General features: G+C 68.5%; 19 protein-coding genes and 2 tRNA genes. 12 read left to right on the top strand and 9 right to left on the bottom strand.

Annotation, left to right across the window (positions count from 1 at the left end; translation table 11 throughout):
• Nucleotides 1-5 precede the first annotated feature (5 nt).
• The 6 genes from HZ989_RS00720 to HZ989_RS00745 all read left to right on the top strand — a co-directional run bounded on the left by HZ989_RS00720 (nt 6) and on the right by HZ989_RS00745 (nt 4,299).
• Nucleotides 6-1,082: an isoaspartyl peptidase/L-asparaginase family protein gene (locus tag HZ989_RS00720; RefSeq protein ID WP_245162412.1), complete on the top strand. Its 1,077-nt coding sequence runs from the start codon at nt 6-8 to the stop codon at nt 1,080-1,082.
• A 33-nt stretch (nt 1,083-1,115) separates the two neighbouring features.
• Complete coding sequence (locus tag HZ989_RS00725) at nt 1,116-1,586, top strand: isoprenylcysteine carboxylmethyltransferase family protein (protein ID WP_209321749.1); 471 nt, start codon at nt 1,116-1,118, stop codon at nt 1,584-1,586.
• On the top strand, nt 1,577-1,849 hold the full coding sequence (locus HZ989_RS00730; RefSeq protein ID WP_209321750.1) for a hypothetical protein: 273 nt from the start codon (nt 1,577-1,579) through the stop codon (nt 1,847-1,849). Before HZ989_RS00725 ends, HZ989_RS00730 begins: the two co-directional genes overlap by 10 nt.
• Before the next feature lie 90 nt (nt 1,850-1,939).
• Nucleotides 1,940-2,671, top strand: coding sequence for a hypothetical protein (locus tag HZ989_RS00735; protein ID WP_209321751.1), 732 nt, complete (start codon nt 1,940-1,942; stop codon nt 2,669-2,671).
• Between the two features lie 10 nt (nt 2,672-2,681).
• Nucleotides 2,682-3,689: a fumarylacetoacetate hydrolase family protein gene (locus HZ989_RS00740; protein ID WP_209321752.1), complete on the top strand. Its 1,008-nt coding sequence runs from the start codon at nt 2,682-2,684 to the stop codon at nt 3,687-3,689.
• A gap of 67 nt (nt 3,690-3,756) precedes the next feature.
• A complete protein-coding gene (locus tag HZ989_RS00745; protein WP_209321753.1) occupies nt 3,757-4,299 on the top strand; it encodes a CcdC protein domain-containing protein in 543 nt (180 codons plus the stop codon).
• A 124-nt stretch (nt 4,300-4,423) separates the two neighbouring features.
• Here the strand turns inward: HZ989_RS00745 and HZ989_RS00750 are convergent, their stop codons facing one another.
• Both HZ989_RS00750 and HZ989_RS00755 read right to left on the bottom strand, forming a co-directional pair.
• Nucleotides 4,424-5,467 (bottom strand): LLM class flavin-dependent oxidoreductase, encoded by a 1,044-nt coding sequence (locus tag HZ989_RS00750; protein WP_209321754.1) that lies wholly within the window; start codon nt 5,465-5,467, stop codon nt 4,424-4,426.
• Complete coding sequence (locus HZ989_RS00755) at nt 5,464-6,402, bottom strand: RimK family alpha-L-glutamate ligase (protein WP_245162413.1); 939 nt, start codon at nt 6,400-6,402, stop codon at nt 5,464-5,466. Before HZ989_RS00755 ends, HZ989_RS00750 begins: the two co-directional genes overlap by 4 nt.
• Nucleotides 6,403-6,505: 103 nt before the next feature.
• Here HZ989_RS00755 and HZ989_RS00760 point away from each other — a divergent pair.
• The 6 genes from HZ989_RS00760 (at nt 6,506) to HZ989_RS00785 (ending at nt 12,257) form a co-directional block, all read left to right on the top strand.
• Nucleotides 6,506-6,590, top strand: a tRNA-Leu gene (locus HZ989_RS00760).
• Nucleotides 6,591-6,670: 80 nt separating this feature from the next.
• Nucleotides 6,671-6,982, top strand: coding sequence for a hypothetical protein (locus HZ989_RS00765; protein WP_209321755.1), 312 nt, complete (start codon nt 6,671-6,673; stop codon nt 6,980-6,982).
• 82 nt (nt 6,983-7,064) lie between these two features.
• Nucleotides 7,065-8,315, top strand: a complete 1,251-nt coding sequence (locus HZ989_RS00770) for a multidrug effflux MFS transporter (protein WP_209321756.1) — start codon at nt 7,065-7,067, stop codon at nt 8,313-8,315.
• 53 nt (nt 8,316-8,368) lie between these two features.
• Nucleotides 8,369-10,339 (top strand): M1 family metallopeptidase, encoded by a 1,971-nt coding sequence (locus HZ989_RS00775; protein ID WP_209321757.1) that lies wholly within the window; start codon nt 8,369-8,371, stop codon nt 10,337-10,339.
• Between the two features lie 62 nt (nt 10,340-10,401).
• Nucleotides 10,402-12,069, top strand: a complete 1,668-nt coding sequence (locus tag HZ989_RS00780) for an amidohydrolase (protein ID WP_209321758.1) — start codon at nt 10,402-10,404, stop codon at nt 12,067-12,069.
• 114 nt (nt 12,070-12,183) lie between these two features.
• A tRNA-Gly gene (locus HZ989_RS00785) sits at nt 12,184-12,257 on the top strand.
• Between the two features lie 18 nt (nt 12,258-12,275).
• Here HZ989_RS00785 and HZ989_RS00790 read toward each other — a convergent pair.
• From HZ989_RS00790 to HZ989_RS00820, 7 genes are all read right to left on the bottom strand, one after another.
• Nucleotides 12,276-12,530, bottom strand: coding sequence for a BrnA antitoxin family protein (locus HZ989_RS00790; protein ID WP_209321759.1), 255 nt, complete (start codon nt 12,528-12,530; stop codon nt 12,276-12,278).
• Between the two features lie 28 nt (nt 12,531-12,558).
• Nucleotides 12,559-12,819 (bottom strand): BrnT family toxin, encoded by a 261-nt coding sequence (locus HZ989_RS00795; RefSeq protein WP_209321760.1) that lies wholly within the window; start codon nt 12,817-12,819, stop codon nt 12,559-12,561.
• 205 nt (nt 12,820-13,024) lie between these two features.
• Nucleotides 13,025-13,993: a TraB/GumN family protein gene (locus HZ989_RS00800; RefSeq protein ID WP_209321761.1), complete on the bottom strand. Its 969-nt coding sequence runs from the start codon at nt 13,991-13,993 to the stop codon at nt 13,025-13,027.
• Between the two features lie 59 nt (nt 13,994-14,052).
• On the bottom strand, nt 14,053-14,643 hold the full coding sequence (locus tag HZ989_RS00805; RefSeq protein WP_209321762.1) for a hypothetical protein: 591 nt from the start codon (nt 14,641-14,643) through the stop codon (nt 14,053-14,055).
• A complete protein-coding gene (locus HZ989_RS00810; protein WP_209321763.1) occupies nt 14,640-14,843 on the bottom strand; it encodes a helix-turn-helix transcriptional regulator in 204 nt (67 codons plus the stop codon). Before HZ989_RS00810 ends, HZ989_RS00805 begins: the two co-directional genes overlap by 4 nt.
• Before the next feature lie 4 nt (nt 14,844-14,847).
• Entirely contained in the window at nt 14,848-15,312 is a 465-nt protein-coding gene (locus tag HZ989_RS00815) for a hypothetical protein (protein ID WP_209321764.1), read from the bottom strand.
• 79 nt (nt 15,313-15,391) lie between these two features.
• Complete coding sequence (locus tag HZ989_RS00820) at nt 15,392-16,615, bottom strand: DNA recombination protein RmuC (protein ID WP_209321765.1); 1,224 nt, start codon at nt 16,613-16,615, stop codon at nt 15,392-15,394.
• Nucleotides 16,616-16,660: the final 45 nt, after the last annotated feature.

Genomic DNA, 16,660 nt, shown 5'->3' on the forward strand with positions numbered 1-16,660 from the left:
CGCCAATGCACAATCTGAAGCTGTACGTTCTCGCCCTGGCCGCAGGCCTGTTCATGACAGCCCCTGCCGTGGCGCAGGATCGGCCGGCCTGGTCCTTCGCCATTCACGGCGGGGCCGGTGTGATCGAACGCGCCGATCTGTCGCCCCAGCAGGACGCGGCCTATCGCGCGTCGCTGGCCCGGGCGCTGGAGGCCGGGGCCGAGGTGTTGCGCAACGGCGGCACGGCGCTGGATGCGGTCCAGGCCGCGATCCAGCTGATGGAGGACGATCCCCTGTTCAACGCCGGGCGCGGCGCGGTCTTCACCGCGGCAGGCCGCAACGAACTGGACGCAGCGGTCATGAACGGCGCGGACCTGACGGCCGGGGCGGTCGCGGGCCTGACCACCACCCGCCACCCGATCGCGGCGGCGCGCGCGGTGATGGAACAGAGCCCTCACGTCATGCTGATCGGCGAGGGGGCCGACACCTTTGCCGCCTCGGTCGGGCTGGAACAGGTCGATCCGTCCTTTTTCTTCACCGAGCGGCGCTGGCAGGGGCTGGAGAGCTATCTGCGCGAACACGGCCTGCCGATCCCGGCACGGCCCGCTGGAGCGCCCGCCGCGCCGGTCGGCGGGCTGGCGGCCGGCGATCCCGGCATGCCGCCGCTGAACGAGCGCAAGTTCGGCACCGTGGGGGCCGTCGCCCTGGACAGCGCCGGGCATCTTGCCGCCGGAACCTCGACCGGCGGGATGACGGGCAAGCGCTGGGGCCGGGTCGGCGACGTGCCGGTGCTGGGCGCAGGCACCTATGCCTCCAACCGCGACGGCTGCGCGGTCTCGGCGACCGGCGACGGCGAATACTACATCCGCGCCTCGGTCGCCCGGGACATCTGCGCCCGTATCGCCGACGGCGCGAGCGGGCAGGTTGGGGCCCAGGCCGAGGTCGAGGACGCCCTGTCGCTGGGCGGCTATGGCGGCGTCATCGTCATGGATGCGCAAGGGATCCCCGCCTTCGCCATGACAACCTCGGGCATGTATCGCGGATCGATCGGGCCGGACGCTCCGTTGACCGTGGCCATCTATTCCGATGAGCCTCGCCCATGATGCCGGGCCAGCGACAGGGCGCGGAGGGCTGACATGGCGGACAAGGATATTCCGGGCGTCGTCGCGCCCCCGCCGCTGATCTTTCTTGGCTTCCTTGGCATCGGCTGGGCTTTGGGTCGCCTGATCGGAGAGGCGTCGCTCGGTCTTCCGACGGTGGCGCGCAGCGGAGTGGCCCTGGCGGCCGTTCTGATCGGTCTGGCGATCGAGGCCTGGGCGGCCGGTCTGTTCCGCCGCGCCGGCACCGCCGTCCAGCCCTGGAAGCCGTCCACCGCCCTGGTCCGGACCGGCATCTATGCCCTGTCCCGGAACCCGATCTATGTCGGCTTCGCCATCATCTACCTTGGCCTGGCCCTGGCTGTGGACAGTCCGCTTGCGCTGATCCTGCTGGTGCCATGCCTGCTGGTGATCGACCGCTTCGTGATCCAGCGTGAGGAGCGATACCTGCTGGCCCGCTTTGGACCGGCCTATGCCGACTATCGGCGGACGGTGCGCCGATGGCTGTGACGCCCGCGCCCGACGAACTGACCGCCATGGCGACCGAAGAGCTGAACGCGGCCTGTTCGCTGACCTGGCCCGAGCTGAAGCGGATCACCCCCTGGGGCGACAGTTTCGAGGGGTTCGCGCCGTCCGGCCGCACGGTCGAGGTGGAACGTCGCTATCTGTGGGCGGTCGATCCGGCCGGAGCCATCGTGGTCGAGGTCGAGGTCCGCGACGCGGTGGCCAGGACCGGCGTCGAGGCCCGCGCCATTCTGCATGCGCCCGGCTGACCGCAGGCTTCGGCCCGATCCGTTAACCTTTCGCTGGCGGGACGCCGGTCGCTGATCCATGATTGGCCACGACACCGCACGGAGGGCCAGATGAGCTATTCGCAGGACTTCCCACCCGCCGACGCCGTCTATGCCCCGTCAACCGACGGCCTGATCCTGGACCTGCCACCGCTGGTCCTGGGGATCGGCCTGCTGCTGCTCCTCCTGGCCGGATGTGTGGGCTGGTGGCTGGCGCAGCATCGCCAGCCAACCTCGGCCAGCGCCACCGCCGCCATCTGGAAGGACATCGACGAGGCCATCCGCGCGGCCATGACCGCCCATTCCGATTCCCTGCGCGACAAGGCCCGCGACCTGACCCGGACGATCGAGACCCGGCTGGGTCGGACGCTGACACTGACCGGCGGGCTGACGGGCCTGGAAGCGCTCGACGCGGCCCTCGACGAGGCTCCGCATGACGATGCTCACGCCGGGGCCCACGACCACCATCATACCCCTGACCACGGCGGCGGGCATGATGACGACCACGATGGGCAGGACGTCGACGCCTCGGGCTCGACCGTCGTGATCGAGCGGGCCCGGCATGTGATCATCCATGCGCCGGCGCCTGCGCCGGCACCCACCCCCAAGCCCGGTCACGACAAGCCCAAACCCGTGCCGACCGAGGCCGAACGCCGCCAGGCCATCCGCCAGGCCGTATCCGACCTGAACGATCACTGGCGGCTGAAGGAGGCTCGCATCGCCGAGCTCGAGGCCGCCCGCCGGGAGCTGTCGGCCCCCCCGCCGGTGACGTCGGCGGTTTCGCGCGCGGTGAAAACCCCCTAGACCTGTGTCCATGAAACTCGCATCCCTGAAGCACGGCCGCGACGGCCGTCTGGTCATCGTCTCCAATGATCTCGCCTGGTTCACCGATGCCTTCCTGATCGCCCCGACGCTTCAGGCGGCGCTGGATGACTGGGCGCGCTGCGAGCCCCTGCTGCGGGCCCTGGCCGAAAGCCTGGAGCACGAAGCCGTACCGCGTGGACGCTTCCACGAACGCGACGCCGCCGCCCCCCTGCCCCGCGCCTATCAGTGGGCGGACGGTTCGGCCTATGTGAACCACGTCGAACTGGTGCGCAGGGCGCGTGGGGCCGAGATGCCCGCCAGCTTCTGGACCGACCCCCTGATGTATCAGGGCGGCTCGGACCAATTCATGGGCGCGCGCGACGCCATTCGCCTGGCCGACGAAAGCTGGGGCTGCGATCTGGAGGCCGAGATCGTGGTCGTCACCGGCGATGTGCCGCAAGGAACGACGCCCGATCAGGCCCGCGATCTCATCCGGCTGGTCGGCCTGGTTAACGACGTGTCCCTGCGCAACCTGATCCCCGGCGAACTGGCCAAGGGCTTCGGCTTCGTCCAGTCCAAGCCCGCCAGCGCCCTGTCACCCGTCTTCGTCACACCCGACGCCCTCGGCGATCGCTGGCAGGACGGCAAGCTGCACGGCGCCCTGTCGGTCCATCTGAACGGAGCCGAATTCGGCCGCGCCGACGCCGGCGTCGACATGACCTTCGACTTCGGCGTCCTGATCGCGCATCTGGCCAGGACCCGCAGCCTGGTCGCCGGCACCATCATCGGCTCGGGCACGGTGTCCAACCGGGGAGCCGACGGCGGCCCCGGCCAACCGGTGTCACAAGGCGGCCTCGGCTATTCCTGCATCGCCGAGGTCCGCACCGTGGAGACGATCGCCACCGGTGCCCCGGTAACGCCCTTCCTGAAACATGGCGACACGGTCCGGATCGAGATGCTGGATGCGCGCCACCATTCGATCTTCGGGGCCATCGAACAGGTGGTGGAAGCGGTCTGAGCCTTCCGCCGACGCTTGCCGCACACTGTGGTCATGTTAGCGTCCGGATGAAAACGGGAGGCCTTCGATGACACCGCAACAATACGGCCCCCTGATCGGGATCGGCATCGCCCTGCTCGTCATCCTTCTGCGCCACCAGAAGCCCCGCCCCCTGCGCGTTCAATACATGTGGATCGTGCCGATGCTGGTCGCGGTCGGCATCGGCTTCGGGCTCTGGGGTATGTCGATGGCCCCCGGTGCCAGCCACGCCCCCTTCGGCATCGACGCCTGGGCCATCCTGGCCGGTGGTCTGGTTCTGGGGGCGGCGGCCGGCTATCAGCGCGGGCGCATGACGACGATCGAGCGCGCGCCCGACGGCACCCTGCTGGCCCAGGCCTCACGGCTCGGGATCATCCTGATCGTCGCCCTGATCGCCAGCCGGTCCCTGCTGCGGCCCTGGCTGGAGACCCACGCCAGCGACTGGCACCTGAACGCCCTGGCGATCCAGGATGCCTTCCTGCTGTTCGCCGCAGCCATGGTCATCGCGCAGCGCGTCGAGATGTTCATCCGCGCCCGCCGCATCATGGCCGGCAAGCCGGACGACCATGTCGAGGCTGCGTCCGCCGTCTGACCGTCTTCTGGCCGCAAGGCGCAAACACATGCGGATTCTCACCCTGCCGGTTCGCAGGATCGCTTTCCGCACGAATTTCCAGATGACCGACCACCGATAGGCCGCGACGGCGAAGCCGGGACGCTTAGTTGGCCTGTATCACCTGGGCCGAGAACCGCTCCATCTCCTCCTCCTGTGGCGACATCTGCAGGAGCACCAGATCCAGTCCGGCGGCCTCGAATTTTTCCATCCGTTCACGGACGGTCTCGGGCGTGCCGACGAAGCCGGGGCGCAGGCCGCGGTTGGAGACACTGTATTCGCGGATCTTCAGCTCCCGCTCCAGCTCGGTGCCACTCAGCCACTGGTCGAAATTGGCGAAACCGGCGGGCGGCGATCCCTCGGCGAGGCCCGGTATGGTCGTGATCCGCTCCAGCTCGCGGTCGGCTTCGCCCTGGCTGTCCCTCACGATCGCATAGCCGGCCATGCCGTACGACATGGGTGGCAGACCGAAGGCCTCGCGCCGCGTCTTCATGTCGGCGATCCTGGCGGCGATATGCTCGGGTTCGTCGCCGTGCATGACATAGGCATCGCAGTGCCGGGCGATTAGGGTCTTGGCCGCTTCGGATTCGCCGCCCGCATAGATGACCGGGCGCGGGCGTTCGGGCGTCGAGGTCGGCTTGGGCTCCACGATGGCGTCCCTCAGCGTGTAGTATTTGCCGTCGAAATCGACGCGCTTTTCGCGCCACAGCCGGTCCAGCACCTGCAGCCACTCGGTCGTCCGCGCATAGCGGTCGTCGTGCTGGTCGAACTGCAGGCCATAGCTCTCGGCCTCCTTCGCCCACCAGGACGAGACGACGTTCAGGGCCAGCCGCCCGTTCGAGATCCGGTCGATGTTGGCGGCCGTCTTGGCGAACAGGGCCGGCTGGTGAAAGTTCGGCCGCACCGCCACCATCAGTTCGATCGTCGCGGTGACCGCCGCCAGGGCCGCCGCGGTCGACCAGGCGTCGAGAGCCGGGGCCTCGATCCCCTTGATGTCGTTCAGGTTCAGCTCTGCGATCAGGGTCAGGTCGTAGCCCAGGGCCTCCGACCGCCTGACCAGCCGCGAGGCGTTTTCCCACGAGGCCTCGCGTTCGTCCCCGACGTTCCGCAGCCAGCCGCCGAAGACCGGAGCCCAGTAGCCGTACCTCATGCCCGCCTGCCCTTTTCCTCGGCCACGATACCCTTGAGCCAGTCGACCAGATCATCGTGCGGGTCGAAGCCCAGAACCTCGACCGGCCTGGCCACGAAGTTCGACAGCCCGTTGATGTCGTAGAAGAGGACGCTGCCGTCGCGGTCGTCGATCAGATATTCGATGCCCCCGACCTCCAGCCCGGCCGCGACGGCCAGTCGCTCGACGGCCGCGATGATCTCGGATGGTGGCGTCACCTTGGTCATGGTCAGGGTCGGGGCACCGGGCCTTACCAGACAGGCGTCGGCCGGGCACAGGTCGAAGGCGTCGCCCGGACTCTCGATGTCGATGGCATAGAGGTATCTGCCGTTCAGCGTCTCGACGCGGGTGATCCTGCCGTCCCGGCGCGGCGCATATTCCTGGATCAGGGAAAGACCGTTGACGCCCGCCGGACACCATGCCTCGCCCGCGGCCTCGGCGAGTGTCTCCGGCGTCTCATAGCGGGTGATCCCCGCCCCGGCCCCGCCGATGTCCGCCTTGACCAGCACCGGGAACCGCAGCCCCTCGGCCGCCGCCGGGATATCGGCCTGACGGTGGGCGACCCGCGTCGCAGGACCCTTCAGACCCAGCCGCGCGATCAACGACATCTGCCGCGCCTTGGACGTATCGATGTGCAGGGCCGACGCATTGACCACCCGCGTCCCCTGCCCCTGCCAGTGCTCGAACAGGCTCTGGGCGTAGAAGATCGGGTGTTCCGGATCGCGCAGGAAGGACGACATCGCCACACGGCTGAACACCACGGTCGCGGGCGCGGGGCTGGCGGCCGGGTCGAAGGTGTGGCCCGCCAGCGGCACCTTCACATAGGTCACGCCGTGCCGATCCAGCGCCGCGAACAGCGGCTCGAACCACTCCGGATGCTCATAGACGACGGCCAGATCGGGAAGCGTATCACTCATGCACGGCCAGATGCGTTACACCCTGCTGGAACGCAAGGGCGGCACAAAATTTGCCCGCTCACGTAGCGCCGCGCGCTGCCGCCCTCTATGACGTGTGGCACAGGCCCCTGTGGTGGAATTGGTAGACGCGCCGGACTCAAAATCCGGTTCCGAGAGGAGTGTCGGTTCGAGTCCGACCGGGGGCACCACACGATCGGACGGCGACGACGCGGGTCGGGGAACGCAGTCCTTTACGAAACATTGATGAACCAGTGAAAAGGTTCGTCCCATGATCGCCCTCGTCATCGCCCTTGCCCTGTCCGTCGACCCCGGCGTCGCCAGGCCCGGTGACGCCCTGATCCATCAGCGCGTCCAGCCGGTATCGAGGGTGGCTGATCCGGCGCCGGTGCTGGAGGGCGTCGCCGTGACAGTGGAATGCACGGCCCATACCGACGGCAGGGTCGATGGCTGCATGGTGCTGGGCGAGACCCATCCCGGCCTCGGGTTCGGCGCCGCGGCCGTCGCCCTGATGAACGGCAGTGACGTCGCGCCCGGCCCCCGCGAGCTGCAGTTCGCCCTGACGATCCAGTTCACCCCCTGATCCAGGGGCTTCATTTCGCAGTTGCGAAAAGTGAGCGCGTCGAGGGTTGCGACAACCTCATCCCGGCCGCATGTGGTGGCCCATGACCCAGCCTGATGCCGCATCGCCCGCCAAGGGGCCGGGTTTTCCCGAGTTCGTCTGCATGATCGCCCTGATGATGGCGCTCAATGCGCTGGCGATCGACTCCATGCTGCCCGCCCTGCCCCAGATCGGCGAGGCGCTCGGCGTCGCCGATGCCAACACCCGCCAGTGGGTCATCACCGCCTATCTGCTCGGCTTTGGCTCCCTGCAGATCGTCTACGGGCCCCTGGCCGACCGCTATGGCCGCAAGCCGATCATCATGGTCGGGGTGGGTATCTACGTCCTGTTCAGTGTGGTGGCCATGCTGGCCCCGACCTTCGAGACCCTGATCCTGGCCCGCATCGGTCAGGGTCTGGGGTCTGCCGCGACGCGGGTGCTGGCCGTCTCCATCGTGCGGGATCGCTATTCCGGCCGGACCATGGCGCGGGTCATGAGCCTGAGCCTGCTCGTCTTCCTGGGCGTGCCGATCATCGCGCCGTCGCTGGGTCAGGCGATCCTGCTGATCGCGCCGTGGGAGGCGATCTTCGGCGTCCTGGCCTTCGCCGGCATCGCCCTGATGCTGTGGACGGGTCTGCGCCTGCCCGAGACCCTGCACCCCGCCGATCGCCAGCCGATCGAGGCCGCGCGCATTGCGGGCGCGTTCCGGGAGGCGCTGACCAACCGCATCTCCATCGGCTACACCCTGGCCATGACGGCGATCACCGGGGCGCTGTTCGGCTTCATCAACTCGTCCCAGCAGATCTTCTTCGACGTCTTCGATGCGCCGGGCCTGTTCACCACCATCTTCGCCTGCATCGCCGGTGGCATCGCCGTGGCCTCCCTCGTCAATGCGAAACTGGTCGAGCGGCTGGGGTCGCGCATGATCGGCCATACGGCGCTGCTGGGCTTCATCACCTTCGGCGCCCTCCACATGGCGGTGACCCTGAGCGGCCACGAGACGATCTGGACCTTCGGCATCCTGCAGGCCTGCACCATGTTCTGCTTCGGGCTGCTGGCCGGCAATTTCGGGGCGATGGCGATGGAACCGATGGGCCATATCGCGGGCACAGCCTCCTCGGCCCAGGGGTTCATCTCGACCATCATCGGCTCCCTGACGGGGTTCCTGATCGGTCAGCAGTTCGACGGTAGCGTCGTGCCGATGACCGTGGGCATCACGGCCTGCGGGATCGTCGCCCTGCTGTGCGTGCTCTATGCCGAGCGGGGTCGGCTGTTCGTCGCCCGCAACCCGGTGCCGATGCCCGCAGCCTCTTGATCTTTCCGGGCTTTGGGGCTCCCTTCGCCACCCCAAGTCCCGGAGTTCGCCTGATGTCCCGCGCCCGCCTGATCGGCATGGTTTCCATGCTCGCCGTCGCCACCGCCCTGGCCGCCTGCGCCGGAAACGACCCGAAGTCGGACATGCCACCCCTGCCCGCTTCAGCGACCGCGCCGGTGACCTATGAGCAAGACATCCATTCCCATGCCCAGCCCCGGATCGCGCGGGTCAAGCATGTCGCCCTGGACCTGACCGCCGACTTCGGGACGAAGACGCTGAGCGGCACGGCGACCCTGGACGTCACCGGCCAGACGGGTGCGACCCAGGTCATCCTCGACATCCGCAACCTGGAGATTCGCTCGGTCGCGGACGACAAGGGCACGCCGCTGCAGTTCACGATCGGGGCCGAAGACCCCATCCTGGGCCAGTCCCTGACCGTCACCGTGCCCGCCTTCGAGGAGGGCAAGGTCCAGAAGATCGTCGTCGGCTATGCCACCCGCCCCGACGCCGCCGCCTTGCAGTGGCTGACCCCGGCCCAGACGGCGGGCGGGCAACAGCCCTTCCTGTTTTCGCAGGGCCAGGCGATCCTGACCCGCACCTGGGTGCCGACCCAGGACAGCCCCGGCATCCGCCAGACCTGGTCCGCCCACATCACCGTGCCCGAGGCGCTGAAGGCGGTGATGTCGGCCGAAATGCTGACCCCCGAGGGCGAGAAGGCGGGCGACGGCGCACCGGCGGGGTCGCACAGCTGGCGCTTCCGCATGACCAATCCGGTCCCGCCCTATCTGATCGCCCTGGCGGTCGGGGACCTGGGCTTCGCCGGCGAAGGCGACCGCGTGGGGGTCTGGACCGAGCCCGGCCGCCTGGACGCCGCCAGGGCCGAGTTCGCCGAGATGGGCCAGTTCGTCGATGCGGCCGAGGCCCTGTACGGCCCCTATCGCTGGGGTCGCTACGACCTGTTGATCCTGCCGCCCTCCTTCCCCTTCGGCGGGATGGAGAACCCGCGCCTGACCTTCGCCACCCCCACCGTCGTGGCGGGTGACAAGTCTCTGGTCAGCCTGGTGGCGCACGAGCTGGCGCACAGCTGGTCGGGTAATCTGGTGACCAACGCCACCTGGGCCGACATCTGGCTGAACGAGGGCACGACCACCTATTTCGAGAACCGCATCATGGAGGCGGTCTATGGCCGCGACCGCGCCCTGATGCTTCAGGTGCTGGGCTGGGCGGACCTGCAGGCGGCGCTCGCGAAGATGCCCGCCGCCGACACCCGGCTGCACGTCGATCTGACCGGCCGCGATCCGGACGCCGGGCTCAATGACATTCCCTATGAGAAGGGCGCCGCCTTTCTGCGCACCATCGAACGTATCGTGGGCCGCGAGACCTTCGACGCCTGGCTGAAGGGCTATTTCGAACGTCACGCCTTCCAGCCGATGACCGCGGCGGGCTTCCTCGCCGACATCCGCGCCAATCTGGTCAGGGGCGACGCCGGCCTGGAACAGCAGCTGCAGCTGGATGCCTGGGTCTATCTGCCCGGCCTCCCGTCGAATGCCCAGGCCCCGGTCTCGACCGCCCTGACCGCCGTGGATGGCGCGGCGAAGGCCTTCTTCGCCGACAAGGGTCCGGCCTCGGCCATCCCGTGGGCGCGGTGGTCCACGCAGGAGCGCCAGCATTTCCTGAACTGGCGGCCCGAGGGCCTGGCCGCCGGTCGGGACTGGCTGACTCCCGCCCGGCTGGCGGACATGGAATCGACCCTGAACCTGCGCAGCGAGGGCAATGCCGAGGTGTTGTTCAGCTGGCTTCAGATCGCGGTGGCCCACCGCTATCAGCCCGCCGTACCCACGCTGGAGCGGTTCCTGACCTCGCAGGGACGTCGCAAATTCGTCCTGCCTCTGTTCACCGCCCTGTGGGCCGAAGGCGACTGGGGCCGACCCATCGCCACCCGCATCTATGCCGAGGCCCGGCCCGGCTATCACCCGGTCACGACCGGATCGGTGGACGATGTGGTCGGCGTTCCGGCTGGCTGACGACCTGCCGGCCGCCCCATAACGGGGAGGCAGACTATCATTCCACCCGCATCCGGTGCCCCATGCTTCGACCGATCCTGACCGCCGCCGCCTTCGCCGTCCTCGCCCTGCCGGCCAGGGCCCAGGATCTGGTCATCCGGGGCGGCACGATCCACACCGGCGTCGAGGCCTCGCCGACGGCCGAGGTCGTCATCGCGCGGGCCGGTCGCATCGCCTATGCCGGACCGGCGGCCGGCGCGCCCTCGACCGAGGGCCTGCCGGTCATCGACCTGAAGGGCGCGACGCTGTTTCCCGGCTTCACCGACGGCCACGCCCATCTGGACGGCATCGGCTGGCGCGAGCTGACGCTGAATCTGGAGGGCTCCACCTCGGTCGTGGACGCCATGGCGCGCCTGACGGCCTGGGCGGACGCCCACCCCGAGGGCGTCATCGTCGGGCGCGGCTGGATCGAGACGCGCTGGCCCGAAAGCGCAAACGGGGCCCGCTTCCTGACCGCCGCCGATCTGGACGCCGCCGCGCCGGGCCGGATCGTCCTGCTGCAAAGGGCCGACGGTCACGCCTCGGTCGCCTCCACCCCCGCCTTGGAGCGGCTGGGCATCACGGCCCGGACCGAGGCCCCCTTTGGCGGCGAGATACTGAAAGGCCCTGACGGCCGTCCGACCGGCCTGTTCGTCGATGCGGCCGAGCAGCTTCTGGCCCCGCTTATGCCCCAGGCCGATCCGGAGCAGACGCGCCAGGCCTATCGCGCCGGATTCCGCGTCGAGGCCACCTATGGCTGGACCGGCGTGCATTTCATGAGCGCGCCCTGGCGGGACATCCCCCTGCTGGAGGCCATGGCCGAGGCGGGCGAGGCCCCCTTGCGGATCTATAACAGCGTCACCCCCGACGGGGCCCAGGCCCTGTTCGCCTCGGGTCCGCGCCAGACGCCCGACGGCCGGATCATCACCCGGGCGGTCAAATACTATGCCGACGGGGCGCTGGGGTCGCGCGGGGCCGCCCTGTTCGCCCCCTATTCGGACGCACCGGAGACGACGGGCCTGATGCAGATCACGACGGACCAGATCGTGCCGCTTTATGAACAGGCACTGCGCTCCGGCATCCAGCTCGCGACCCACGCCATCGGCGATCGCGGCAATGCCTCGGTGGCGGAATGGTATGCGACCGCCCTGGAGGCCGTACCGGCCGCCGAGCGTCCGAACGGTGCCGACGTGCGGCTGCGGATCGAGCATGCACAGATCGTCCGGCCCTCTGACTATCACCGATTCAGGGACCTGCCGATCATCGCCTCGATGCAGCCCAGCCATGCGATCGGAGACTTCCACTTCGCGCCTGCGCGGCTGGGCGATGCCCGGCTGGACGGGGCCTATGCCTGGCACAGCCTGATCGATCTGGGCGTCATCGTCGTCGGCGGGTCGGACGCGCCGGTGGAGCGGGGCGATCCGCTGATCGAATTCTATGCCGCCGTCGCCCGGCGCGATCTGGACGGCGTCCAGGGCCCGGACTGGCGGCCGGCCGAGGCGGTGGATCGCGCCACGGCGCTGAAGATGTTCACCCTGTGGCCCGCCTATGCCAGTTTCCGGGAGAACGAGCTCGGTACGATCGAGGTGGGCAAGCGCGCGGACTTCACTGCCTTCGACATCGATCTGATGACGGTGCCCGAAGCAGACATCCCGCACGGCCACGCGACCCTGACGGTCGTTGACGGAAGGGTCGTCTATCAGCGGCCCTGATGGCGGACCCCTGCCCCCGCCCGCACCCGGGCCAGCCCGGCGAGACGGGACAGGCACCCGGTCCGTGTTTCGGCTTGAGCCCCGGACGTATTCCGCTAGTTTGCCCGGGCTTCCGCGGGCGTGATGTAGTGGTAGCCTGAAAGCTTCCCAAGCTTTTCGTGCGGGTTCGATTCCCGCCGCCCGCTCCAGGTCCCACGGCCAGCCGGTCAGGACGCGCGCGGCATCGCCCGTCGCAGGGCGTCATTGATGCGGGTCTGCCAGCCCGTGCCGGTCGCCTTCCAGGCCTCCACGACGTCGGGGTCCAGGCGCAGGGACACCGGCACCTTGGCGGCGACGGCCCTCGGCCGCCCACCCTTGTTCCGGAACGCCTCCATCACCTCGGGCGACAGCACCTCGCGCGCCGGGCGCGCGCGGGCCATCACAGCGTCGGTGAATTCCGGGGTCGTGTCGTCGTCGGTCATGTGATCCTCCGTGATCGGTCGCCCGCCCCTATCGGACGAAGCGGCGTTGCTCTCTGGGGTTGGCCTTGCGGAGCGAGATGATCCGGATGGCGTCGCGGACGGTGAAGGTCATGGCGTAGACCCGACCCTCGATCCGGCCCAGAGCATTGAAGCGGACCTCGCCATAGTCGCGGCGGTCATCCCGATCGATGACGGCGGTGTCCATGTCCATACAAGCGCCGAGAGCCAGCGACACGCCGTGTCTGGCGATGTTGGCGGCGTCCTTGGCGGCGTCGAACTCAATGTCCATGAGTTATTGTATAGACGAAAACCGGCAGCGTCAAACGGTTTTTGTGTATACGAAAACCGTCAGATTTCAGGCCAGTGCCAGACGGTCGCGATCGCGATCGCGGGACGTGCAGTGCCTCGCTGGCTGAGCACGCGGCTTTCTCCTGACACGAAAAGGCCCGGCGCGGTGGCCGGGCCTTCGTCGATGTGTGCTGGACGGATGCGACCTATTCGCGGGTCACTTCCACGCCGCGCTGTTCCAGGATGGACTGGACGCTGTCGTCGCCGGCCAGGTGGGCGCTGCCGACCGCGATGAAGACCGTGCCGGACCCTTCGAGCAGGGTCTGGATCTGCCCCGCCCAGTCGGTGTTCCGCCGCACCAGCAGGGCCTGATAGATTTCTTCGGACTGGTCCCGCATCTTGTCGACGCCCAGGCGCTCGATCGAGGCCACGTCGCCGGTCGCCCAGGCCCCGACCAGGGCGTCCAGCTCGGCCGTGGCATTCTCGACTTCGTCGAGCGTGGCCCGCAGGAAGGCCAGCTGGGTCTCCTCCGACAGGCCGGCCAGGATGGAGACCTGTCTGTCGATGGTCTCCAGACCGGACACGGGCTTGCCCGCAGCCTCGGCGCGCGCCTTCAGGATCAGCTCGACACCCGACTGGGGATCGTAGCCCGCCTTCACCAGGGGGGCCACCGACAGGGTGAGGCCGACCAGCCAGGGTCGCAGGGGGTCGAGCTGGGCCGCCGTCGCCCCGATGGTCCCGGCCGCCGCATCCAGTTGGGCGATCTCGGCAGGGGTCAGCAGGCTGGACAGGGGCCGGGCGGGCGAGAGGCCATACTGCTGGATCAAAGGCTGGATCGCGGTCTGGTCGTCGGGATTGGAGATTTCAAGAATGACGCGATCGGCGCTGTCGAAGGCCGCATCGACCCTGGCCGTGCCCCACGGGGTTTCCGGTCGCAGGACATGGACCGAGCCGAACAGATAGAGGGTGGAATCCGCGTCGCGGATCACCCACAGCGCCGGACCCTGTCCGGAGGCTGGAACAACGGTGGTCTGGGTGGCGGGCGCCGCAGCGTGCGCGAAGGCCTGGCCGGGCGATCCGAGCAGGCTGGCGGTCAGGCCGAGGCCCAGGGCCGTCCCGGTCGCAAGGCGGGCGATCCGGCCGAGGGCGGTCTTGATGTGGGAGGCGAGCGTCATGGTCCGATCCTTTCGATCAGGGTGGAGACAGAGGAAGGCAACGAAGGCGGGTGTGCGGCTCAGTGGATGCCGCGACGGGCAGCGGCGACGATCGAGGCGATCAGGTAGACCGCCATCAGGATGCCGGTCAGGCCCCAGCCGCTGATGGTGTCGACCAGCCCCAGCCGTTCGGCAGCGGCATAGAGGAACAGGGCGGTCTGCAGGGCCCAGAAGGCCATGGCGCTGGTTTCGGCCATGACCTGACGCAGCATCTCGTCGGCCGCGCGCCACAGCATCAGATTGGCGACGCTCTGGACCACCAGGAGCACCACGATACCACCGAAGACGACGTCGGCATTCATCCAGGTCGGCCCATAGATGGGCGCAAGGAACATCACACCGGCCAGCAGGAAGACGATGATCTGGAGGATGCCGCAGCCCCTGGGCATGGTCGACGGCCGCAGGATCAGGGTCAGGGCGCTCAGGACCGCGATGGCCAGCAGGGCGACGGCCATGGCCAGCGCCAGGCTGTCGGCCCAGGACGCCCCCTGCTCGACCTCGACGATGCTGGCAAAACCGAACCCGGTCAGGGCACCGATGGCGCCCAGGGCGAGGATGCCGAGAATCCTGACGATCATCGGCTGGTGGGTGGCTTCAGAACGGGACATCATGTCGAGGCTCCTGTGTCCGAAAAGATGGATTCAATGGGTTGTTCGAAGACCCGGGCGATCTTGAAGGCGAGTGGCAGGGAGGGGTCATAGCGACCGGTCTCCAGGGCATTGACGGTCTGGCGCGAGACACCCAGGGCCGCGGCCAGATCGGCCTGGCTCCAGTTCCGCCCGGCGCGCAGCACTTTCAGATGGTTGTTCATGGGGTCACCGGCGCCTCAACCACCAGACGGCCCAGGCGATCGTGTAGCCGCCGGTCATTACCAGGACCATCAGGGCGGCGCCGGCGGCGAAATAGGCGGCCGGATCGGTGCGCCCCTCCCAGAGCGAAGGCAGGGCCAGATCAGCCGCCTGGGGCAACATGGATGCCAGGGCGAAGACGGCACCGACGGCCATGCCGCAGCTGCCTCCCCAGTACCAGGCCCATTTGTGTGCCTCCTGTGCGGCCTCGTCGATCGAACGCATCCAGATGGCTCCGACCCAGATCGACCCGGCCATGACGATGGAAACCACGATGAAGAACAGCCAGGCGGGGACCTCGGGCCCATCTGCCGCCCCGGGCGCACCGGCGTCGCGAGAGCCCAGATAGAAGCCGATGCCGTAAGCCGCACCGAACAGGACCACGCAGCCGATCACCGACCAGATCAGGATCTTCGCGACCGTTCGGTTCATGAGTCTCGCCCCTTGCGTTTGACAAGGGTGTTTTACACACGCACGCGGGCATGTCAAGCGAGCTTGTCCTGGGGCCGACTCAGGACCGTGCGGTCTTGTCGTGCACCAGCTCCGGCCGGGTCACGGGACGCGGGGCGTGGTCGATTGCGGTCAAGGCCGGAAGGTCCTTGCCCTCGTGGTCGACCTGCAGGTCCTCGAACCGTTTGGCCGACACCATGACCTGGCTCTCCAGCGAGCCGACGAACTGGTTGTATTTGCCGACGGCCTGTTCCAGCGCCCGGCCGACGCCGAAGACATGGCCGCCCATGACCGACAGCCGCTTGTAGAGTTCCTTGCCCAGTTTCGCGACCTCGTCGGCGTTCTTCGACTGTTCCTCGGCCCGCCAGCCATAGGCGACGGCCTTGCACAGGGCGAACAGGGTCGAGGGCGTGACGATGATGACGCGGCGCGCCATCGCATCGGTCATCAGCTCGGGCTCGCGGTCGAGCGCCGCCGACAGGAAGGCGTCGGACGGCACGAACAGGGCGACGAAGTCGGGGCTGGGTTTGAACTGGTCCTGATAGGCCTTGGCCGCCAGATCGCGCACATGGCTCTTGATGCTGGCCGCATTGCGCGCCGACATGGCCGCGTCGCGCGCCTCGTCGTCCGGCTCGGACGCATCGGGAAAGGCCAGGGGAACCTTGGCGTCGATGACGAACAGGCCCCCGCCGGGCAGCCGCACGAGGAAGTCCGGCCGCATCTGGCGACCCTCGTCATTGGCGCTGGACGACTGTTCGTCGAAGTCGAAGCGACCCGCCATGCCCGCCGCTTCCAGCACATTGCGGCACGTCTGTTCGCCCCACCGGCCGCGACGGCCGGTGTTGCCGCGCAGGACCTCGGTCAGGCGTTTCGCCTCGTCGCGGGTGGCGCTGGAGGCGATCATCAGGGCCGACAGCTGTTCCTTCAGGGTGCCGGTCTCCTCGGCCCGCGCCTTTTCCAGCGCGGCGACCTGGGTCTCGAATTTGGCCAGGGTCTCGGCCACCGGCTTGAGCTGCGCCTCCATCCGTTCCCGGGCGACCCGGTCCTGGGCCTGGAAGGTTTCGGTGGCGCGGTTCACCATCTGGTCCGCGATCGTCTGGGCCGACTGCGCCGCCTGGGCGCGCAGCAGATCGCCCATCGTCTCGCGGCTCTTCTCGATCAGCTCCGCCCGCTCGACCGCCATGGCCAGCGCGCCCTTCGCCGTCTGCCAGCCCAGCCAAGCCCGGATCATTCCGGCGGCGAGCAGGACACAAAGGATCGTCAGTCCGAGGGTGAGCATGTTCATGCTCCGTTCCTAGCGGGAGTCGCCAGACCAGAAAAGCCTGCCGAC

It is taken from the genome of Brevundimonas sp. AJA228-03 (assembly GCF_017795885.1).
GTDB lineage: Bacteria > Pseudomonadota > Alphaproteobacteria > Caulobacterales > Caulobacteraceae > Brevundimonas.

What these genes read in the sequence shown, in the direction of transcription:
- HZ989_RS00800 (WP_209321761.1), bottom strand. Translation starts at nt 13,993, where the DNA reads ATGACGCTCGCCTCCCACATCAAGACCGCCCTCGGCCGGATCGCCCGC.
- HZ989_RS00755 (WP_245162413.1), bottom strand. Translation starts at nt 6,402, where the DNA reads ATGAGTGATACGCTTCCCGATCTGGCCGTCGTCTATGAGCATCCGGAG.
- HZ989_RS00765 (WP_209321755.1), top strand. Translation starts at nt 6,671, where the DNA reads ATGATCGCCCTCGTCATCGCCCTTGCCCTGTCCGTCGACCCCGGCGTC.
- HZ989_RS00730 (WP_209321750.1), top strand. Translation starts at nt 1,577, where the DNA reads ATGGCTGTGACGCCCGCGCCCGACGAACTGACCGCCATGGCGACCGAA.
- HZ989_RS00735 (WP_209321751.1), top strand. Translation starts at nt 1,940, where the DNA reads ATGAGCTATTCGCAGGACTTCCCACCCGCCGACGCCGTCTATGCCCCG.
- HZ989_RS00815 (WP_209321764.1), bottom strand. Translation starts at nt 15,312, where the DNA reads ATGAACCGAACGGTCGCGAAGATCCTGATCTGGTCGGTGATCGGCTGC.
- HZ989_RS00750 (WP_209321754.1), bottom strand. Translation starts at nt 5,467, where the DNA reads ATGAGGTACGGCTACTGGGCTCCGGTCTTCGGCGGCTGGCTGCGGAAC.
- HZ989_RS00740 (WP_209321752.1), top strand. Translation starts at nt 2,682, where the DNA reads ATGAAACTCGCATCCCTGAAGCACGGCCGCGACGGCCGTCTGGTCATC.
- HZ989_RS00810 (WP_209321763.1), bottom strand. Translation starts at nt 14,843, where the DNA reads ATGAACAACCATCTGAAAGTGCTGCGCGCCGGGCGGAACTGGAGCCAG.
- HZ989_RS00725 (WP_209321749.1), top strand. Translation starts at nt 1,116, where the DNA reads ATGGCGGACAAGGATATTCCGGGCGTCGTCGCGCCCCCGCCGCTGATC.
- HZ989_RS00770 (WP_209321756.1), top strand. Translation starts at nt 7,065, where the DNA reads ATGACCCAGCCTGATGCCGCATCGCCCGCCAAGGGGCCGGGTTTTCCC.
- HZ989_RS00820 (WP_209321765.1), bottom strand. Translation starts at nt 16,615, where the DNA reads ATGAACATGCTCACCCTCGGACTGACGATCCTTTGTGTCCTGCTCGCC.
- HZ989_RS00790 (WP_209321759.1), bottom strand. Translation starts at nt 12,530, where the DNA reads ATGACCGACGACGACACGACCCCGGAATTCACCGACGCTGTGATGGCC.
- HZ989_RS00775 (WP_209321757.1), top strand. Translation starts at nt 8,369, where the DNA reads ATGTCCCGCGCCCGCCTGATCGGCATGGTTTCCATGCTCGCCGTCGCC.
- HZ989_RS00720 (WP_245162412.1), top strand. Translation starts at nt 6, where the DNA reads ATGCACAATCTGAAGCTGTACGTTCTCGCCCTGGCCGCAGGCCTGTTC.
- HZ989_RS00805 (WP_209321762.1), bottom strand. Translation starts at nt 14,643, where the DNA reads ATGATGTCCCGTTCTGAAGCCACCCACCAGCCGATGATCGTCAGGATT.
- HZ989_RS00745 (WP_209321753.1), top strand. Translation starts at nt 3,757, where the DNA reads ATGACACCGCAACAATACGGCCCCCTGATCGGGATCGGCATCGCCCTG.
- HZ989_RS00780 (WP_209321758.1), top strand. Translation starts at nt 10,402, where the DNA reads ATGCTTCGACCGATCCTGACCGCCGCCGCCTTCGCCGTCCTCGCCCTG.
- HZ989_RS00795 (WP_209321760.1), bottom strand. Translation starts at nt 12,819, where the DNA reads ATGGACATTGAGTTCGACGCCGCCAAGGACGCCGCCAACATCGCCAGA.